The organism is Corynebacterium suranareeae, from assembly GCF_002355155.1.
Taxonomy (GTDB): Bacteria; Actinomycetota; Actinomycetes; order Mycobacteriales; family Mycobacteriaceae; genus Corynebacterium; species Corynebacterium suranareeae.
The window spans coordinates 3,468,243-3,486,126 of sequence record NZ_AP017369.1; the positions used below are offsets into that span (position 1 = coordinate 3,468,243).

General features: G+C 52.0%; 11 protein-coding genes. 6 read left to right on the forward strand and 5 right to left on the reverse strand.

The window, feature by feature from the left end:
* Positions 1–18: 18 nt before the first annotated feature.
* From N24_RS15890 to N24_RS15910, 5 genes are all read right to left on the reverse strand, one after another.
* Positions 19–1,545, reverse strand: a complete 1,527-nt coding sequence (locus N24_RS15890) for a peptide MFS transporter (RefSeq protein ID WP_096460352.1) — start codon at positions 1,543–1,545, stop codon at positions 19–21.
* 393 nt (positions 1,546–1,938) lie between these two features.
* Positions 1,939–2,499, reverse strand: a complete 561-nt coding sequence (locus tag N24_RS15895; RefSeq protein WP_096459345.1) for a TetR/AcrR family transcriptional regulator — start codon at positions 2,497–2,499, stop codon at positions 1,939–1,941.
* A 172-nt stretch (positions 2,500–2,671) separates the two neighbouring features.
* Complete coding sequence (locus N24_RS15900) at positions 2,672–3,577, reverse strand: intradiol ring-cleavage dioxygenase (protein WP_096459348.1); 906 nt, start codon at positions 3,575–3,577, stop codon at positions 2,672–2,674.
* A 9-nt stretch (positions 3,578–3,586) separates the two neighbouring features.
* A complete protein-coding gene (locus N24_RS15905; protein WP_096459352.1) occupies positions 3,587–4,681 on the reverse strand; it encodes a maleylacetate reductase in 1,095 nt (364 codons plus the stop codon).
* A gap of 90 nt (positions 4,682–4,771) precedes the next feature.
* A complete protein-coding gene (locus tag N24_RS15910; protein ID WP_096459355.1) occupies positions 4,772–6,274 on the reverse strand; it encodes a sugar porter family MFS transporter in 1,503 nt (500 codons plus the stop codon).
* A 432-nt stretch (positions 6,275–6,706) separates the two neighbouring features.
* Here N24_RS15910 and N24_RS15915 point away from each other — a divergent pair, with 432 nt between their 5' ends.
* The 6 genes from N24_RS15915 (at position 6,707) to N24_RS15940 (ending at position 17,850) form a co-directional block, all read left to right on the forward strand.
* Positions 6,707–8,197, forward strand: a complete 1,491-nt coding sequence (locus N24_RS15915) for an IclR family transcriptional regulator (protein WP_096459358.1) — start codon at positions 6,707–6,709, stop codon at positions 8,195–8,197.
* Positions 8,198–8,385: 188 nt separating this feature from the next.
* Positions 8,386–9,465 (forward strand): Gfo/Idh/MocA family protein, encoded by a 1,080-nt coding sequence (locus tag N24_RS15920; protein WP_096459361.1) that lies wholly within the window; start codon positions 8,386–8,388, stop codon positions 9,463–9,465.
* A gap of 26 nt (positions 9,466–9,491) precedes the next feature.
* Positions 9,492–10,373, forward strand: a complete 882-nt coding sequence (locus tag N24_RS15925) for a sugar phosphate isomerase/epimerase family protein (RefSeq protein WP_096459364.1) — start codon at positions 9,492–9,494, stop codon at positions 10,371–10,373.
* Positions 10,374–10,397: 24 nt separating this feature from the next.
* Complete coding sequence (gene iolG / locus N24_RS15930) at positions 10,398–11,405, forward strand: inositol 2-dehydrogenase (protein ID WP_096459367.1); 1,008 nt, start codon at positions 10,398–10,400, stop codon at positions 11,403–11,405.
* A gap of 12 nt (positions 11,406–11,417) precedes the next feature.
* Positions 11,418–12,503, forward strand: coding sequence for a Gfo/Idh/MocA family protein (locus tag N24_RS15935; protein ID WP_096459370.1), 1,086 nt, complete (start codon positions 11,418–11,420; stop codon positions 12,501–12,503).
* Between the two features lie 958 nt (positions 12,504–13,461).
* On the forward strand, positions 13,462–17,850 hold the full coding sequence (locus tag N24_RS15940; RefSeq protein ID WP_096459373.1) for a lamin tail domain-containing protein: 4,389 nt from the start codon (positions 13,462–13,464) through the stop codon (positions 17,848–17,850).
* Positions 17,851–17,884: the final 34 nt, after the last annotated feature.

A 17,884-nucleotide genomic window follows, 5' to 3' on the forward strand; every position in this document is an offset into this window, starting at 1 on the left:
TTTATTTTGGGGAAGGTGTTAACGAACGTCGATGAACTTCTTGAGCACCCAATTCTTGGCCACGATAATGATAGCGCCGAGGACAATCGCAGCGACACCAACCGTGATGAAGAAGACCTTCTCAGATCCTGCATCAGATGGATCGTAGTAACCGCCCAAGGTGCCAGACAACGAGGTACCCATGGACACAGCCATCAGCCATACCGCGAACATACGGGACTGGAATGCTTCTGGAGCGACCTTCGTTGCCAACGAGTTTCCGACAGGGGAGAGCAAAAGTTCAGCCACTGTGAACAGGAAGTAGACCCAAATGATCAACGCTAGAGGAGTGGAGTTTTCTGCACCACCGGCAAATGGCAGGAAGAAGAACAGCGCGCAGCCGATAACGATATTGGCCACACCAAACTTCACAGCGGTCGACCACTGCTTTGCACCAAGCTTTGTCCACAAGGTAGCAAAAACACCAGAGAAGATAATGATGAAGATCGGGTTGAAGGAGTTGATCAAACCTGGGGGAAGATCAATGCCGAAGAAGTTACGATCCAGGCGAGCATCTGAATAAACCGCAAGGACGGTGAACTGTGTTTGGAAGATCGCAAAGAAGAGCACACCACCAATAAACATTGGGATGAATCCCAACAGGCGCGATTTTTCCTTCGCGGAAGTCAATGGGGAAGTGTACATCTGAACAAGCAGAGCAATCGCTGCGATTAGAGCGATCGCTGCAGTGATATTAGATAGCCACTCCAACTTGATGATGCCAGTTGCAATGAGAGCAACCACTGCAGCCACGACGACGACCGCACCAATAATCCACTGCGCGTACTGGTTCTTTGGCAGTGGGTTTGGAACCGTATGTCCAGCAGCACCAATGGTGGTCTTACGCATTGCCACATATTGGATCAGACCAAGCGCCATACCAACGGCTGCGATACCAAAGCCCCAGTGGAATCCACCCCAGCCCCACAAGGCGTTAGTAACCAGGGGACCAAAGAGACCACCGAGGTTCACACCCATGTAGAAGATGGAAAAGCCAGCATCACGACGTGGATCAGTGCGGGAGTACAGCTGACCAAGCACGACCTGCGCGGCAGTTTTCACGCCACCAGAACCAAGACCAATGAGGACCAAACCAATGGAAAGGCCAACGTATCCTGGGATCAATGCCAAGGCAATGTGGCCCAGCATCACGATGACAGCAGAGTAGAAGAGTGTCCGTTCAGAACCAAGCACTCGGTCTGCAATGAATGATGCAACGAGCGATGTCATGTAGACGAAGCCACCGTAGGCACCCACGATCGACAAAGCTGCGGCTTGCCCCATACCTAATCCGCCATTGGTGACGGAGTAGTACAGGTAGAAAGCAAGAATCGACTGCATGCCGTAGAAGCTGAAACGCTCCCACATTTCCACGCCGAAGAGATTTGCCAGCCCCCACGGCTGACCAAAGAATTTCTTTTCCGAGTGCGCTTCCGCGATCTCAGACCCTAGGTGGGGGTCGGAGGGTTCGGGACTCACACCATCTTGAGTTGTGTCGGTGTTCATGGATTCCATAATCCTCCACCCAAAAGCGCAATTCCAATTATTAGCCCAACAGAGACTAATGAAGATCGCAGATTTTCAAGACCAAGAGCGCATGTTAATTACAGCAGAACCCTAAACAGCTACGAGGAATGTTTCACGTGAAACATTCCTACTTGGAACCCAGCCAGACCTCAGAAGGCAAATCCCACAGCACCACCGTAATAGAAGGCAATTTCAAACACGATATTCCTAAAATTTTCCAAAAATGGGGGTAGGGAACCGTACTAGCCGAAGCACCTCGAGCCTTTAAGCGTGCCAACTCGGGGCAGGAGCCCAGTGGGATCCAGATAACCCGATACGCATTAAAGAATGGAATAAGACACACCTATCTAGACAATTGAAATAGTTCACAGACTAACTCTCAAACACCGCCAACCATTGACGGGCGACAGCTAATTTCACCAAGTCCTCGTTAGTATCTTGGTTGCGCACATAGAGGAAATAGAAGTTTCTATCCATGCTCATGAGGCTTGCGAGGAATTGAAAACGACGTTGCTCATCCTCAGCAAGTTCGGGCACTGAGTGGCTTAGTCGTTGCATCATGGCTAGCCACTCATCTGCCACGGCAGCATCTTCTGCCATGGCTTGTTCCATTGCCCCGAATTCCTTGGCATGCTCTTTCCACATTTCTGCCATGGAGTTCAGCCAGCCAAGAATGGAATCCAACGTGTGTTCAGGAAGGTCAAAAATCTTAAGCACCGGAGCGCGCACTGCGGGTTCAATATCTCGCATTTTAGCCATCATGAGATCTGGCTTGTTGCGGAAATGAAGATAAAGGTTGGCTCGACTTCCACCGGCCGCTTGGGCGATCTGATTCATGGAGGTGGGGCCATAGCCTTGTGCAAGAAACAGCTCATGAGCAACATCAATAAATCTTCTGCGGGTTTCAGCTGCTTTAAGATCTTTAAGATTCATTGTTGAGCTCTTCTTGTTGCGATGGATGCGGTGGATGCGGGAGGACCCGAAGGGCACACCGACTAGCTTAAAGCACCGCAATCGTTTTCAAGAGCAATCGGACAAACTAAAAAATGCCAATGTTTCACGTGAAACATTGGCAAACTAGAGGGGAGCGTCGACAAGCAAATTGCTACGCGCCAGGCGCGAGAACGATGTCGAAGCGCGTGCGGGCCCAGGTCTGATCACCTAGATCGCGACCATCCGGAGTTGGAGTGCCGGGCTCCTGCTCCTCGAACTTCTTGATCAACGAGTCCTTCACACCGAACACGGAATCTCCAGCCTCGAGCTGCGGATCGCCCTCGACGAAGATGTGGGTAACCAAGGTGCGCAAGCCGGGAGCTGTCACCATGAAGTGCAGGTGCGCGCAACGAACCGGGGAGCGACCAACCGCCTGAAGCATATTACCCACAGGGCCGTCGTGGGGGATTGGGTAAGGAACTGGCGTAAGCCCCCAGAATCGGTACTCGCCATTAGCGTCGGTGTGCAGATAAGCGCGGCCCGCCATACGCTGATCGGCGTATTGGACATCATAGAGCCCATCTTCATCACACTCCCACACTTCAATCCGAGCGTTCGGAATGGGGTTGCCATCAGTATCCTTCACGGTTCCCTCCACCCATGCGGGTTGTCCTTGGGCGCCACCTGCGATGTCGCCACCTAGTTCAACTTCTGGTGCATCATCAACAAAGAAAGGGCCGAACACTGTTGCTTCGGTGGCGTTTTCATATGCCTCATTGTTTACGGCAATGGTCTGCATGGAAGCGCCCAACGTATCGGATAGAAGCACAAACTCTTGGCGCTTATCATCAGTGATGTGGCCAACTTGGGTAAGGAATTCAATGGCGTAGTTCCATTCCTCCTCAGTCAAACGAACATCCCGGATGAAATCATGCAGGTGAGTAACCAGTGATTCCATGACCTGCTTTAGGCGTGGGTCCTCACAATTAGCAAAGGATTGCAAAACGCGATCCACGAGGTCTTCTTCAACTGCATGTTGCTGTGCGCTGATGGTGTGGTGGGTGGTTGCTGATGTCATGATTACTCCTTAGATAAGTGTGTGTGATGCGCTAAGAACTGCTGGGTCTTCGCCGTTTAGTGCCGCTTCAAGCAACTTGCTGAGATTTTCTTTAGTCACTGGACGCGGATTGTTGGCAGGGACTTTCTCCAGGGTGACTTCCACGGCTTCTTCAATTCCGTCGGCACTAAAGCCGTAATCCGACAATCGCTGCGGGGCATCAACGGCCTCGCGCAGACGCTGCAAACCTTCAAGGGCAGTATCAGATCCAAACGCTGCTGCAGCTCGGCGCTCAGCTTCAGGGGCATCACCCGCGTTGAAAGCCAATACATAAGGCAGCACCGTGGCGTGGGTTTGCGCATGCGGAAGGTTGAATGTGCCGCCCAAAGTGTGGCAAATCTTGTGGTGTAATCCGGAACCTGCGGAAGCGAAAGACACAGCTGCAAGATACGCGCCGTAGAGTGCCTGGTCCCTGCCATCGATACTGTGTGGATCTGCCACGATCTTGGGCAGTCCCTCATTCAACGCGCGGATACCTTCTGCTGCCAGCGCCGCATTGATTGGATCGGCATGTGGTCCCCACAGCGAATCAATGCAGTGCGCCAAACCATTTAGCCCTGACGCCACGGACATATCAACTGGCAAAGACATGGTCAATTCAGAATCATAGATAACAGTCTGTGGCAGCACTTTTAGATCCACACCAGTTGTTTTGCGCTGCGCTTCAGTCAAACCCCACACATTGGTAGCCTCTGAACCTGCATAGGTGGTGGGCACTGCCACGATTGGCAGGGCAGTGGTCATCGCGATTGCTTTAGCCAAACCAGTTGTCGAGCCACCACCCACACACACCAGCAAATCGATACCATTATCTGCTGCTGACTGACGGGCGCGTTCAGCTACCTCGATGGGTACGTGCATAACCACCTCGTCATACCAGAGCGCTACCTCAATGTCAGAAGTTACTTTTTGAGCAATTTCTAGTTCTCGCTCACCGGCAATGACCATGACCTTCTTGGATCCGCGGAGTTCTACTTCCTGCTTCAAAAACGTACTGGACTGCCCATATCCAAACATGACCTTTTGTGGGAGGGTGTCGTGGATGAATGCGAGTGAGTTATTCACGTAAAAATCACTTTCTATGTTGTAAGAGGATGGTGAAACGATTGTGGGTTGGGAACCCTGAAGCCTGCGCTCTGCGGGAGCCCGCCCGATCTAGGCCTTCTTAAAAATCTGACCCGAGAAGATCGCGTGGTCTAGTTCTTCAAGTGAACGTCCCCGGGTTTCAGGGACAAACTTGGCCACGAAGGTCAAGGCAATTACTCCGACCACCGCGAAGATGAGGAAGGAGAATGTAATGCCAACTCCGGACACTAGGGCGGGGAAGAAGAGTGCTAGCACACCGTTGACACCCCAGCCGAAGAAGACGGAGATTCCGGTGCCGATGCCCTTCATGCGGACTGGGAAAATTTCTGCCAACCAGACCCACACTGCAACGTTAAGGAAGGTCTGCATGGAGAGCACGAATCCGACAACGAGGACCATGATGGCAATGGGGCGAGCTGCATTTCCTTCTGGAAGTAACGTGCCAGCAATTGCGATCAGAATGTGGAAGGAAGTGGTCAGGGACAAACCGATGATGAAGGTGGTGCGACGGTCAAGGCGGTCCATGTTGCGCAGTGCGATCAGGCCACCGATAACCGCTACGACACCGAAAGCAATGTTGGCCACGACTGCCATTTCTGCACTCATGCCGGATTCTTCCAGAACGCGAGTTCCGTAGTACATGATGGCGTTGATACCGGTGAGCTGCTGGGCTACGGCGACACCGATACCTGCGATGAGCAGGCGCACCAACCACTTGTTGATCAGTACTTCTTTGATGGACATGTGGGTGTGCTTTTCATCGGCTTTCTTGGTTTTAGCGAAAGCAGCACTGTTTTCAGAGTGCACCGCGATGATTTCATCCATCTCGGTTTTCGCGCGCTCTGGGGTGCGGACGGTTTCCATGACGCGGCGGGCGTCGTCGTAACGCCCCTGGTTAACCAGCCAACGTGGTGATTCTGGCATGCGTAGCATTCCGAGGAAGAGCGCGACTGCTGGCAGGGCACAAACTGCGAACATGATGCGCCAGATACCGTCGATAACACCGTGCAGGGTCACTGCAATGATCGCGTTGATCACGAAGGCTGCTAGCTGTCCGCTAACGATTGCCAGTTCATTTCGGCCGGTCAACGATCCACGAATTTCCAGAGGTGCGAGCTCGGCAAGATAGACTGGCACGACCGTGGATGCGCCACCGACTGCGAGGCCCAGCATGATGCGGCCTGCCACCAGCACTGCGAATCCTGGCCCGTAGAACTGTCCCATTTCTCCAGCGGGGGAGAAAACGACCAGGATGGATCCGATAAAGAAGAGTACCGCCAAAGAAATAATTGCTTTTCGACGCCCGATTGCATCCGAAATACGCCCAGCGAACAGGGCACCTACGGCTGCAGCGAATACCAGTGAACTGATAACAACGCCGAGCTGAAACACATTGAGCCCAAGTTCTTGTGCCATATGGCCTTCAGCACCATTGGCCACACCAGTGTCATAACCAAAGAGGAGGCCACCGAGGCAGGCGACGAGGGAGATTTGTCCCAAACGTTTTGCAGGGCGTCCTGCAATTGGTGCTGCTGTGGTCGGTTGACTTGAAGAGGCCTTGATGTCCGTCATGTTGTGTCCTTTTATTTTTATGACCCACTTAGATACTGCCTGCTGTAGGGGATTAATTTCTCTACAGATTCCTTTAATCAATCTTTCTGAACCGATTCAGAAGACCTAGGGTATAAAACGGAAGTACCAGTGATCTTGAAAAGCTTGTTCCAACGACTTAAAACAACCGGGAAGGTGACCGGCCTGCGCTTTAACGCGAGACGAGACTGTGGTTTAAATCCCGCTTAACGATTCCGGCTCTCAGCTAAGGTTGCCCCCGCTTTGAACTATCATCTACCGGACATCTTGTTCGTAAGATAAGCTTTTGTCAAGACTTTTTGTGCTGTAGGTTACTTTTTGTTGAAATAGTTGCCTAAACCAAGTCGTTTAGCCCTTAAAAGCACCCCATGTGGGGGCAAAATGAATAACACCCATTAGGAAATCGGATCAATTATGCGCACCATTCAGTTACTCAACAAAGCCGGACTCTTAGTCAACGCTCTTGCAAAAGGACCTAAAACCCACTCTGAACTGGCTAAACAACTTGGTGAGCCCCGATCTTCCATCTACCGAATAACCTCATCTTTAGAGGAAGTGGGCTTGATCCAGACCAACAACGAAGGCCAATTAGGACTTGGAGTTAGGATTCTGCATCTCGGTGAAAGCGCCGTAGATGCCCTGGTCAACCGCACACTCTTACGTCAAAACTTAGGTTGGCTTAGAGACCAATTAGGCATGACTGCTTTTTTCTGCACTGTGCAGCAAGATCAAATCATCTGCTTAGATAGACAAGAAGGTGCAGATATCGATCTCATTTACCTCGCACCTGGCCGCGTTCTCCCTTCCAAAAAGGGGGCAGTGGCTCATGTTTTACAGAGAGAGGGTCCACCCAAAAGCTGGAGTTGGGATGATGGGGAACTAGCAAGTGGTGTGGCATCAGTTGCTGTTGCAGTTAAAGACTCGAGCGGAAACATTCTCGGCGCCGTTGCAGTCGCCGGACTTAGCGCCAGCATTGGAAACAACACGGAGACAATTCGGGATGCGCTGAGGAAAACTGCTGTGTCCATTGCAGATATGCCACCAGCAACTACCGAAGAGTTCGACTCCTCACGCATCAATGAACCCAATTCCCCCTCGGTGATCGTTAAAGCAGCAACGTTGTTGGAGGTGCTGCGCCACGAAGGTCAAGCAAACTCAGCTCGACTTGCCGAAGTGCTGGGGGAGCCGATCAGTTCTGTGTACCGAATGCTGCACACGTTAACCTCAATCGGTTGGGTGGAGCAGGATGGAAAACGTGGGTCATACCGCATCGGTTTGATCATGCTCTCACTGGCTGAAGCACAGTTACGTCACATGGATTTGCGCAAAATAGCTGATCAAACCATGCGAAATATTCATGCACTGACCGGCGAAACTACATTCTTGTGCGTTCGCCACGGCATTCGCGCAGTGTGTATCGATCGGGTCGACGGTGATCGCGTCAATAGTCGCGTACTCCAATTGGGCACGTCTTTACCCCTTCATGTTGGTGCAGCCCCACGTGCTCTCCTTGCTTTTGAGGGACGTAGGGCATGGGAAACGTATGCCACCAATTTGGGATTTGAAGGCCACAATTGGTCAAAGGGACCTTCCAGGGCTGAGCTTTTCCAGAACCTCGATGAAGACCGCAGCAAAGGATTTTGCCTGGTGGACAATGAAATTACCCCTGGGATTGCTGCAGTTGGAGCACCCATCTACAACCACAGAGGAGAAGTAGTCGCAAGCTTATCCATGAGCGGACTTCGGGAGGGAATTCTCCAGGACAACAACGATGGCCAGTCCGCAGTTGAGTTGATTTTGCAGGGCTCAGCTGAGATCTCGAAAGCCCTTGGAGCAACGATCTTGAAAGACAATGGGGGCAACAAAACCTTACCCCTGCCAACCCCAGTGAGTAGTGTGGTTTAAACATTCTATTGACGTACAAAGTGATGCATGTCATGATTGAGACACTTGTCCGGTAGATGATTCTTCGTGGCTCACACCGACAGTGATCAAATTCAGCAATCAAAACCAGCCACGCTCCACCACCCATAAAATCTGCAGCACCTTAAAGCAAGCACCTTCTTTAAGGTTGCGTATTAGGAGAAAATCCCATGAGTGATCAGAAAATTGTTGTCGGCTTGCTCGGTATCACCCATCCGCATGCTTCGGCTCGTGTCCGTGCACTCCGTGAAATCGACGGGGTAGAGGTCATCGCCGCAGCTGATACCGATCCACGTCTCAACTACTTCACCGATAAATATGATGTTGAGCCTCGCGAGATCGACGAGGTCCTGAACGATGACCGCATCAACGCCATCATGGTTCACTCTAAGAGCAAGGACATGGTCCCTCACGCCAAGCGCGCACTGGCTGCAGGCAAGTCCGTTGTCGTGGAAAAGCCCGGCGGAGGCACTGTTGCCGATCTGGAAGAACTCCTTGAGCTCAAGAACGCCGCCGATCCTTCGCAAATCGTGCAGGTTGGCTACAACGTCCGCCTTTCTGAATCGATTCAGAGATTAAAAGAGCTTGTCGACGCCGGCCTCATCGGCGAAGTGGTCAGCGTGCAGGCACGTGGCGCTGCAAAAGTAGGTGAGCACATCACCGAACACCTCAATCAACCAGCAGATATGGGTGGAGTGCTGTGGATTCTTGGCTGCCACATGCTCGATGCCTTGGTGGAAGTCTTCGGCGCTCCAGAATCAGTGAACGCCAGGGTCCACAAAACGTCCAAGCTTTCCGACGAATCAAGTCGCGAAGATTCCGCATCAGCACTGTTGTACTACCCAGACTTCTCTGTCAGCTTCAGTTTCGATGGACACGACGATCTGGAGTGGTTCGAAAGTTCCCGCCTCACGGTCTACGGAACCAAGGGAATGATCGAGGCCGGAATTCTGCCACAGTCTTTACGCGTATACCTCAATGAATCACGTCAAGGCTGGCCACAGGGTTGGACCGAATGGACCCAGAGCTACTTCACCCCTCCGTTTGCTCGTACTGAATCGAATAAGTTCTCTGAGCTTCCAGAGCTGGAAAACATCAGCAACTTCCGCACCGAAATGCAGGGTTGGGTTAATTCCATCCGTTCCGGATCTAAAAATGTCGCACCTGTAGAAGATGCACTCACCGTCGCCCGCATCGTGCAGGCCTGCTATGAATCCGACAACAACCAGGGCATCGCAGTAAAAATCTAGCCGTAGAAATCTAAAGGAGTAGAAAAATGAAACCACAACTTATTGCGTCCTGCTGGACCAGCGCCGGAGATGCTGCACCTGATCGTGAAGATCTCAGCAGCCCAGTATCCCTCGATGAGCGCATCGCTCTTGTTGCCGAAACCGGTTGGGCAGGTATCGGACTTGTTCACGCAGATCTCATCAAAGCTCGTGACACCATTGGTTACGAAGAACTACGTCGTCGCATCCATGCCGCCGGAATTGACATCATTGAGGTGGAATTCCTCAATGGCTGGTGGGCAACAGGTGCCGAGCGCCAAGAATCTGATGCCACCCGTGCAGATTTGTTTGCAGCAGCCAAGGCTTTGGGAGCACCTCACATCAAAGTTGGTGCAGGTGAGGGCACCAATGGATTCGTCCCAATCGCTCAGCTCTCTAGCGCTTTTACTGATCTTGCTGCAGAAGCAGAAGATAACGGTGTGAAACTGGCACTCGAAGCCACTCCGTTTTCTCACCTGAAAACCATCTATGACGCGCTAGAGGTGGTCAGCCACTCAGATAGTCCGTCGGCAGGTCTGATGGTTGATATCTGGCATACCGCAAAAATTGGGATTCCCAACGATGAACTCTGGCGCAACATCCCGTTGTCCAAGGTCAACGCGGTTGAGGTGGATGATGGTTTTATCGACACCCCAATTGATCTTTTCGATGATTCCACCAACCGTCGCGCCTACTGCGGCGAGGGTGAATTCGATCCCGCAAGTTTCATCCGTGGAGCCATTGATGCTGGTTGGACTGGTGCATACGGTGTGGAAATTATTTCTGCGCAGCACCGAAGCCTGCCGGTAAAAGAAGGTCTGCAGCGTGCTTTCGACACCACCATCGCTGCCTTTGAGCAAGCTGCTCGTCTTGCTCCCTCCACCAACTAATCCTTTGAAAGGCTTTAAACTCTCATGACTCTTCGCATTGCCCTTTTCGGCGCTGGCCGCATTGGCCACGTTCATGCAGCAAATATTGTTGCTAACCCTGACCTGGAATTGGTTGTTATTGCTGATCCCTTCATCGACGGTGCAAAGCGCCTAGCCGATGCCACTGGGGCAGAGGCAGTTGCAACACCCGATGAGGTATTTGCCCGCGATGATATCGATGGCATTATCATCGGTTCTCCCACTGCCACCCACGTTGATCTGATCACTCGCGCAGTCGAGCATGGTATTCCTGCACTGTGTGAAAAGCCGATTGATCTAGATATTGAAATGGTCCGTGCCTGCAAAGAAAAGATTGGTCAGGGCGCATCAAAGGTGATGTTGGGATTCAACCGTCGTTTTGATCCTTCCTTTGCTGCTATTAATGCCCGTGTTGCAGAAAAAGAGATCGGTAACCTGGAACAACTGGTGATCATCAGTCGGGATCCTGCTCCTGCGCCCAAGGATTACATCGCAGGCTCTGGTGGAATCTTCCGCGATATGACCATCCATGATTTGGATATGGCACGCTTCTTTGTGCCCAACATTGTGGAAGTCACCGCCACCGGATCTAATGTCTTTAGCCAGGACATCGCTGAGTTTAATGACTACGACCAGGTCATCGTCACCTTGCGGGGTGCTGAGGGTGAATTGGTCAACATCGTGAACTCTCGCCACTGCTCTTATGGATACGATCAGCGCCTTGAAGCTTTTGGTTCTGAGGGCATGCTCGCAGCAGACAACATCACACCAACCACTGTGCGCAAGCATAATGCGGAAGGCACCAAGCAGGCTGAGCCAATCATGAACTTCTTCCTGGAACGCTATTCTGCCGCCTACCAGGCAGAACTCGCAGCTTTTGCAAAGGGAATCCGCGATGGCCAGGGCTTTTCGCCAAGCTTTGAAGACGGCGTTATCGCCCTTGAGCTGGCCAACGCTTGCCTGGAATCCGCACAAACTGGCCGCACAGTATCACTTACCCCAATCAACGCCTAGGGAGGCACTCACATGAAAAACATCACCATCGGAATGGTCGGAGTCGGCCGTATTGGTCGCATGCACATTTCCAACATGCTCGCTGTCGCAGAAGTTTTGAAAGAGCGCGACATCAATGTTGATCTTGTACTCGCAGATGCAATGCCAGGTTTTGCGGAGCAGGTGGGCGCGGACCTGGGCGTGAAGGCGGCGGAAAGCGTCGACAAGCTTATTGAGGACGGGGTGGATGCCCTTTTCATCGCAACCAGCACCGCTGGCCACGTCGATGTTTTGCGCAAGGGCATCGAAGCAAAGCTGCCGATGTTCTGCGAGAAGCCAATCGCATCTGATGTGCCTGAATCGCTGGACATCATCCGCGAAATCGAGGCGGCCGGCGCGACGGTGCAGGTTGGCCACCAGCGTCGTTTTGACCTCGGCTACCAGGAAGCTAAACGACGCCTAGAAGCAGGCGAACTCGGCTGGCTCCATTCCCTCAAAGCCGTATCGGGCGATGCGTTCCCACCACCAGTATCCTATTGCGCCACCTCAGGCGGCCTTTTCCGCGACATGTCTCTGCACGATTTCGACATCATTCGCTGGCTGACCAGCCAAGACATCGTTGAAGTTTTTGCCAAAGGCAGCAACAATGGCGATCCAGAAATCGGCGCAGTCGGAGATATCGACACCGGAGCAGCCATGCTCACGCTTGCCGACGGCACCCTCGCCACCGCCATCGCCACCCGCTACAACGGTGCTGGCCACGACGTTCGACTCGATGTAATGGGATCCAAGGACTCCGCCATCGTTGGTCTTGATGAAAAAGCCGCATTCGCATCAGCCGAAGAGGGCATCACGTTCCCATCAGGTGAATCGCACCCAACTTTTGCTGAGCGTTTCGCCGATGCATACAAAAATGAGTGCATTGCATTCGTGGAGTTGATCCTGGGAGAGCGGGAAAACCCATGTACTCCTTTGGATGCGGTCGCCGCAGCGATCGTCGCCGATGCAGCTCAGTTGTCGTTGGCCACCGGTCAACCAGTAAAGATCCCTACGGTACGTGACATCCTTGATGGTTCCGCCGAGCCAGTTGAGGTGCGTGCATTGGTTCCATCTGCTTAAAGGTTTTGGTCGACTCACTGTTGTGGGTCGGCTTTTTGCATGCTGTTTAAACCCGACTTGAGCCAATCTCATTAGAGGAAGATCACATTGGCTCTTGAGCAGTGCAGATTTTTGGCATGGAGGACAATTTCGGCAATAGTTTGCCATGAAAATGAGCGATAGGCGTTTATCGATTGTTTGAGGCCTCGAGTTTTCTGGATGAGATTTGATATGCGGTTGACCTTGAAAACCCGTTAGAAGCGCTTCTGGGGAGGTATGACTTTTCACGCTAACGGCCTAAATTTGAGAGCGACCACACCAGGAGACCCAGAATCCTTAAAAAAGTGGATGCTGGGTCTCTGTGTTTGGTATTGAACGCGATACACCAAACCAGGAGACCCAGAAACTTCGAAAACGTGATTTCTGGGTCTCCTGGTTTGGTCTTATGCCGGTCTTATGCCGTTAAGTGCACGAACGCCTAGATCCGCACGGGGCAAACAGCTATTTCGGCACTAATTCGGCCCAAGTCGGGTTAGACGGTTCAGTTGTGCAAAACCCGTATTCAGGTTCAGCCGACTACATCCAGCTCACTATACGCAAATCTCTAAAGCTGAGGTTGAGGGTTTTCCGTATGGCTCGCAAAAACACCCCTTCTGTTTTGGCGCCTAACGGACAAACAGGCACACTCGCATACTTGAACCCATTTAGACCACATCGACCCCTTAAAACGGCACAGAAAGCATTTTCATCTAGAGAAGCGTCTAATTCATCTTTGAACTACCAAAAATCAACGCGAGTTTCGCCCACAGTTCATATGAATTTAATTAGAAACTTTTAATATATCTCCCAGGTGTTGGACATTCTTTAACTTGGTTATTTTCAACCTCATCCTGCTGAAACAGCGGAATGAGGTTTAGCTTTTTGCCACATGGTGTCCGCATGAACATTTCTAATTCAACATTGGACCTTGAGGAAACTCGTGAAAATTTCAAAGCTCGGCCTGAGGATCGCAGTAACAGCAACTGCAACCACCACGGCGCTTACACTCGGCAGCTCGCATATGGTGGTTGCTCAAGAAACTGATCTGCTTGGGAACGTCGCAGAAGCATTGATGGCCGTTCCGTCTGACTTGGTGGTTACGGAAATACTTCCTGATAACACGGGATATGATAATTTCGAATTTTTTGAAGTTCACAACACTGGCACTTCGCCTGTCACTATTGGGGAGGGGGAGTACACCTTTTCCTATTCTTATGATGATGCTGCCGATACTTCCCGCGATAAAGCACTAGATCTTGGTGAAACAATCACGGTTGATGCGGGGGAGACCATCGTGGTGTGGATTGAGTACTCCACTTCCACTGTTGATACTGCCGCGTTTAGTGAACAAGAATTCCGTGATTTTTATGGGATGGATTCTTCTGCACGTATCTTCCGAGCAACGGGGCAATCAGGTCTGGCCAACGGTGGGGATCGTGGCATTCGTGTCCTTTACAATGGTGAAATTTCTGGGTGGTCTCATTACCCATCGGATAGTGCTGCGGCACAAAAAGGTATTGATTTCGCACTACCGCAAGTTGGTGAACAGGCCAGTGTTCCTGTGCGCACTAAAACTGATCCCACTCCAGGAATGATTACTGCGGATCAACTAATCCCTGGAGGTCCCACAGCTCCAGACGAGCCCGAAGATCCTGCAGGTTCACTTTTTGAAGGACTCACTTCTCCTTCCACCGCTGCGCCACTGATTCTTACCGAGCTGATGGTCAACTCCACCAACATTGGTAGCTCTGATGGTTTTGAGTATGTGGAAATCACCAACACCACCGCTGAACCAATTGATTTTTCTGACTACACCTTGAACTACCTGTATCCACAGGACGAGTTCACCAATACTAACGCTGCAGTATGGGCTGCAGAACCTGGCGATGTGATTATTGAGCCTGGAAAATCTTTGGTGTTTTGGATTAAAAATGGCCCCAACGATGATGCAACTGTTGCAGATTTCAACGCGGAGTATGGCACTAACTTGGAGGCTGGGAAGGATCTTGTAGAGATTTCTTCCGGAGGCATGGCCAACGGTTCCGCCAGGGGAATGCAGATCCAAACCAACACTGGTCACATGGTTAACCGTGGTTTTTACAACATGGCGGGCGCGTCTGATGTGAAGACGAACCAGGGCTTGCACTATGTGGTGGATGAGTCTGATCTGCAAAAACAATCACTTCTTGGCAGTGGAGCGCCCACCCCGGGCAGGGTACACAAAACACAACTTCCCAACCCGTTGTCTCCCGTGGTGGCTGACTCTTCGGCGCCAAACATCACCGATAACACCGCAGGCAGCATCAACCCTGCAGAGCCTTTTACTTTTTCTTTCAACATCGCTGACGATATCCAGGTCCGCACAGCAACATTAAATGTCACGTCCAGCGCTGGTGAAGCTGCCACAACAATTAACCTCACCGAGGACAACGGTACATTCAGCTGGACTCTGCCTGCTGCTGATCTCACCGGTAAATCGTGGTTCGAATACACTGTGTCCGCCACCGATGGTTTCAACCATGTCACCACGGAACCGGTGCGTGTCAACGTCGACGGCGCCAACACCGACCCCTTGCGCATCAACCTTGAAGAAAACCAATGGGTCAGCGGCACCACCGATGTCATCGGCGCGTCAAATGTTTTTGGGGACAAGCTTGAATTGCTTATCGACGACGCCCCCGCCGTCACCAACTCCAGCTTGTCAGCGGCCCCGACGTTTGCCATGGAAGTAACCCAAACCGATACTTTCTTCCGCAACGGCATCCTCGCGGGTGGGGAAGAGCTTCATATTTTTGATCAGGGTACTTACGCCAATATCGAAACCATCTCCACACCAGTTCCGCTGTATCACATCAACGAGGACGGAACCCTCACTGTCAGTGTGTATGCGGGAACAAAGGCTGCACCTGAGATTGATTTAGATGAAAACAATGATGATTTCCAGATCCGAAACCTCCGCCTCATCCTCCCTGATGGTCGCACTCTGACCCCTGCCGGCATTACCGATTCCAACGCATGGCTAAACATGGGAGACAGTGCCGGAAAGCTCGATTTTTTCGACGCCACATTCACTCTTCCCGAGGATGCTTTCACTGGCGTTGCCCATGCTTGGGATACCACTGAGAGCACCGACGGCGAGCACTACATCACCATTTCACGCGAAGACGGCGAGAGCATCAGCCGCACTGTTCGGGTCGATAACACCGCTCCGGAGCTTGCGGTTTCTGGTGTCGAAGAAGGACAAGAATTGCGCGGCGCCGTCGAAATCAACGCTCAAGCAAGCGATGCGGGTGCCGGGGTAAAAAGCATTGAAACGCTTCTCGACGGCGAACGCGTACAACTTCCACTAACTACCGGCTCCATCGCTTTGGATAAAGGGGAGCACACCTTGGTTATCCGGGCGGAAGATGAAGTAGGAAATCGCACCGAGAAAACCATCACGTTTAGCACTCCGGATGAAAACCCCATCAGTGGTGATTACGCTCCAAGCAATGGCGCCACCGTAGATGTCGGTGACGTTAAGTTATCTGCACGAGCAAGTGATCCAAGTGGTGATGCACTCAAGATGACATTCCTGGAAGCCGATGCACCGAAACTGGATAGTGGTCGCATTCGAATGTCATCCGGAACGGTGGAAGATGCCGGAAGTGTCAAGCGTAATGAGGCGAAATTGTTGGAGAGGGGAGACGTCGAAAAGCTATCTAGCCTGGATGGGCTGGGCGTGGAAGTTGCCTCCGACGCCGCGTTGCCGTACCAGCTTTTTGAGGTCGATGCGGCGGATGCGCTCGCAGCCGACACCGATGTGCGGCTGAATTGGGCAGGTTCGGCGGATGGTCGCGCGCAGGTGATCATGTATGTTTTCTATGGCGAGGCGTGGGTTGAGGTGGATCGTTACTTGACCGGCGATGAGCTAGAAGAGTTTACGTTGCAGGGCACCGTCAATGCCGAAAAATTTGCGATCGACGGCACTGTCACCGTATTGATTCAGCACTCCGAAGGCTTCGCTGGAGCGGATCATTCAACCAGAATTTCCGACGTGACCGCAGCGCACCCGGATGATGTGGCCCGCTCTGAGTATAATTTCACCCTCGCGTGGGAGTCTGACACCCAGTACTACAACCAGGAATTCCACGAGCACCAAACCAAGATTCACGATTACCTTCTTGCGGAGCGGGAGAATAAGAATATCCAATTCCTCTTCCACACTGGTGACGTTGTTGATGACTGGGATCAGCCAGCACAGTGGGATGCAGCTAACCCCGAATATCAGCGTCTCGACGAAGCCGGGCTGCCATACTCCGTGTTGGCGGGAAACCACGATGTAGGCCACACCAGCAATGACTACACCGAGTTCAGCCGCCACTTCGGCGAGCATCGTTACGCAGACAACCCGTGGTACGGCGAATCTTACAAAGATAACCGAGGACACTACGATCTGTTTTCTGCCGGCGGAATTGACTTCATCAACGTGGCGATGGGCTGGGGTCCAGGAGATGAAGAAATCGCGTGGATGAATGATGTTCTAGCCAAGCACCCCGAACGCGTGGCGATCATCAACCTTCACGAATTCATGCTTACCACTGGCGGACTGGGACCCATTCCGCAGCGCATTCTTGATGAAGTTGCAGCGACAAACCCCAATGTTCGCATGATCATGTCCGGCCACTATCACGATGCTTTCCAACGCACCGACTCTTTTGACGATGACGGCGATGGGGTAGATGACCGCACTGTCACCTCGATGCTTTTCGATTACCAAGGACTTCCAGAGGGCGGACAAGGATATCTTCGACTTCTACACTTTGATAACCAAGGTCAGAAAATGATGGTGCGCACCTACTCACCATCACTTGAAGATTACAACTCTGACGATCCTTCACTGATGGGACCAGCGGATGATCCAAACATGTACCAAGAGTTCGATATTTCCTACGAGCAGCTAGGCATTAAACCGGAGGGTCGAACACTCATCAGTGATTCTTTCAGTGCCGATTTTCTCACCAGCAACGAAATCGGAGCAGTGGAGAACACCCCTTCAGGTGAGGTTGCTTCTGTGGTGTGGAAAGACGTAGCTGAAGGCCGCCATAGTTGGTTTGTGCGTTCGGAAGATCAATATGGAGGCATAGAAATTTCACCGGTACAATCCTTCATCGCTGGGGAAGAGGCTAATGGAAACGAGCCGGGTGTTGGAAGTTCCAGTGGCAGTTCATCCCACGATCTATGGGGTGCGATTGCAGGATTCTTTGCTGGGGCAGCGGCCTTAGCTGGTGCGGCATTTGCGTTTGTCCCTGGAATTTGGGATTACGTGGTAGGCGCATTCAAGCGATAGAAATGGAGAATCCTCCACGCCGGGTAGGTGTGGA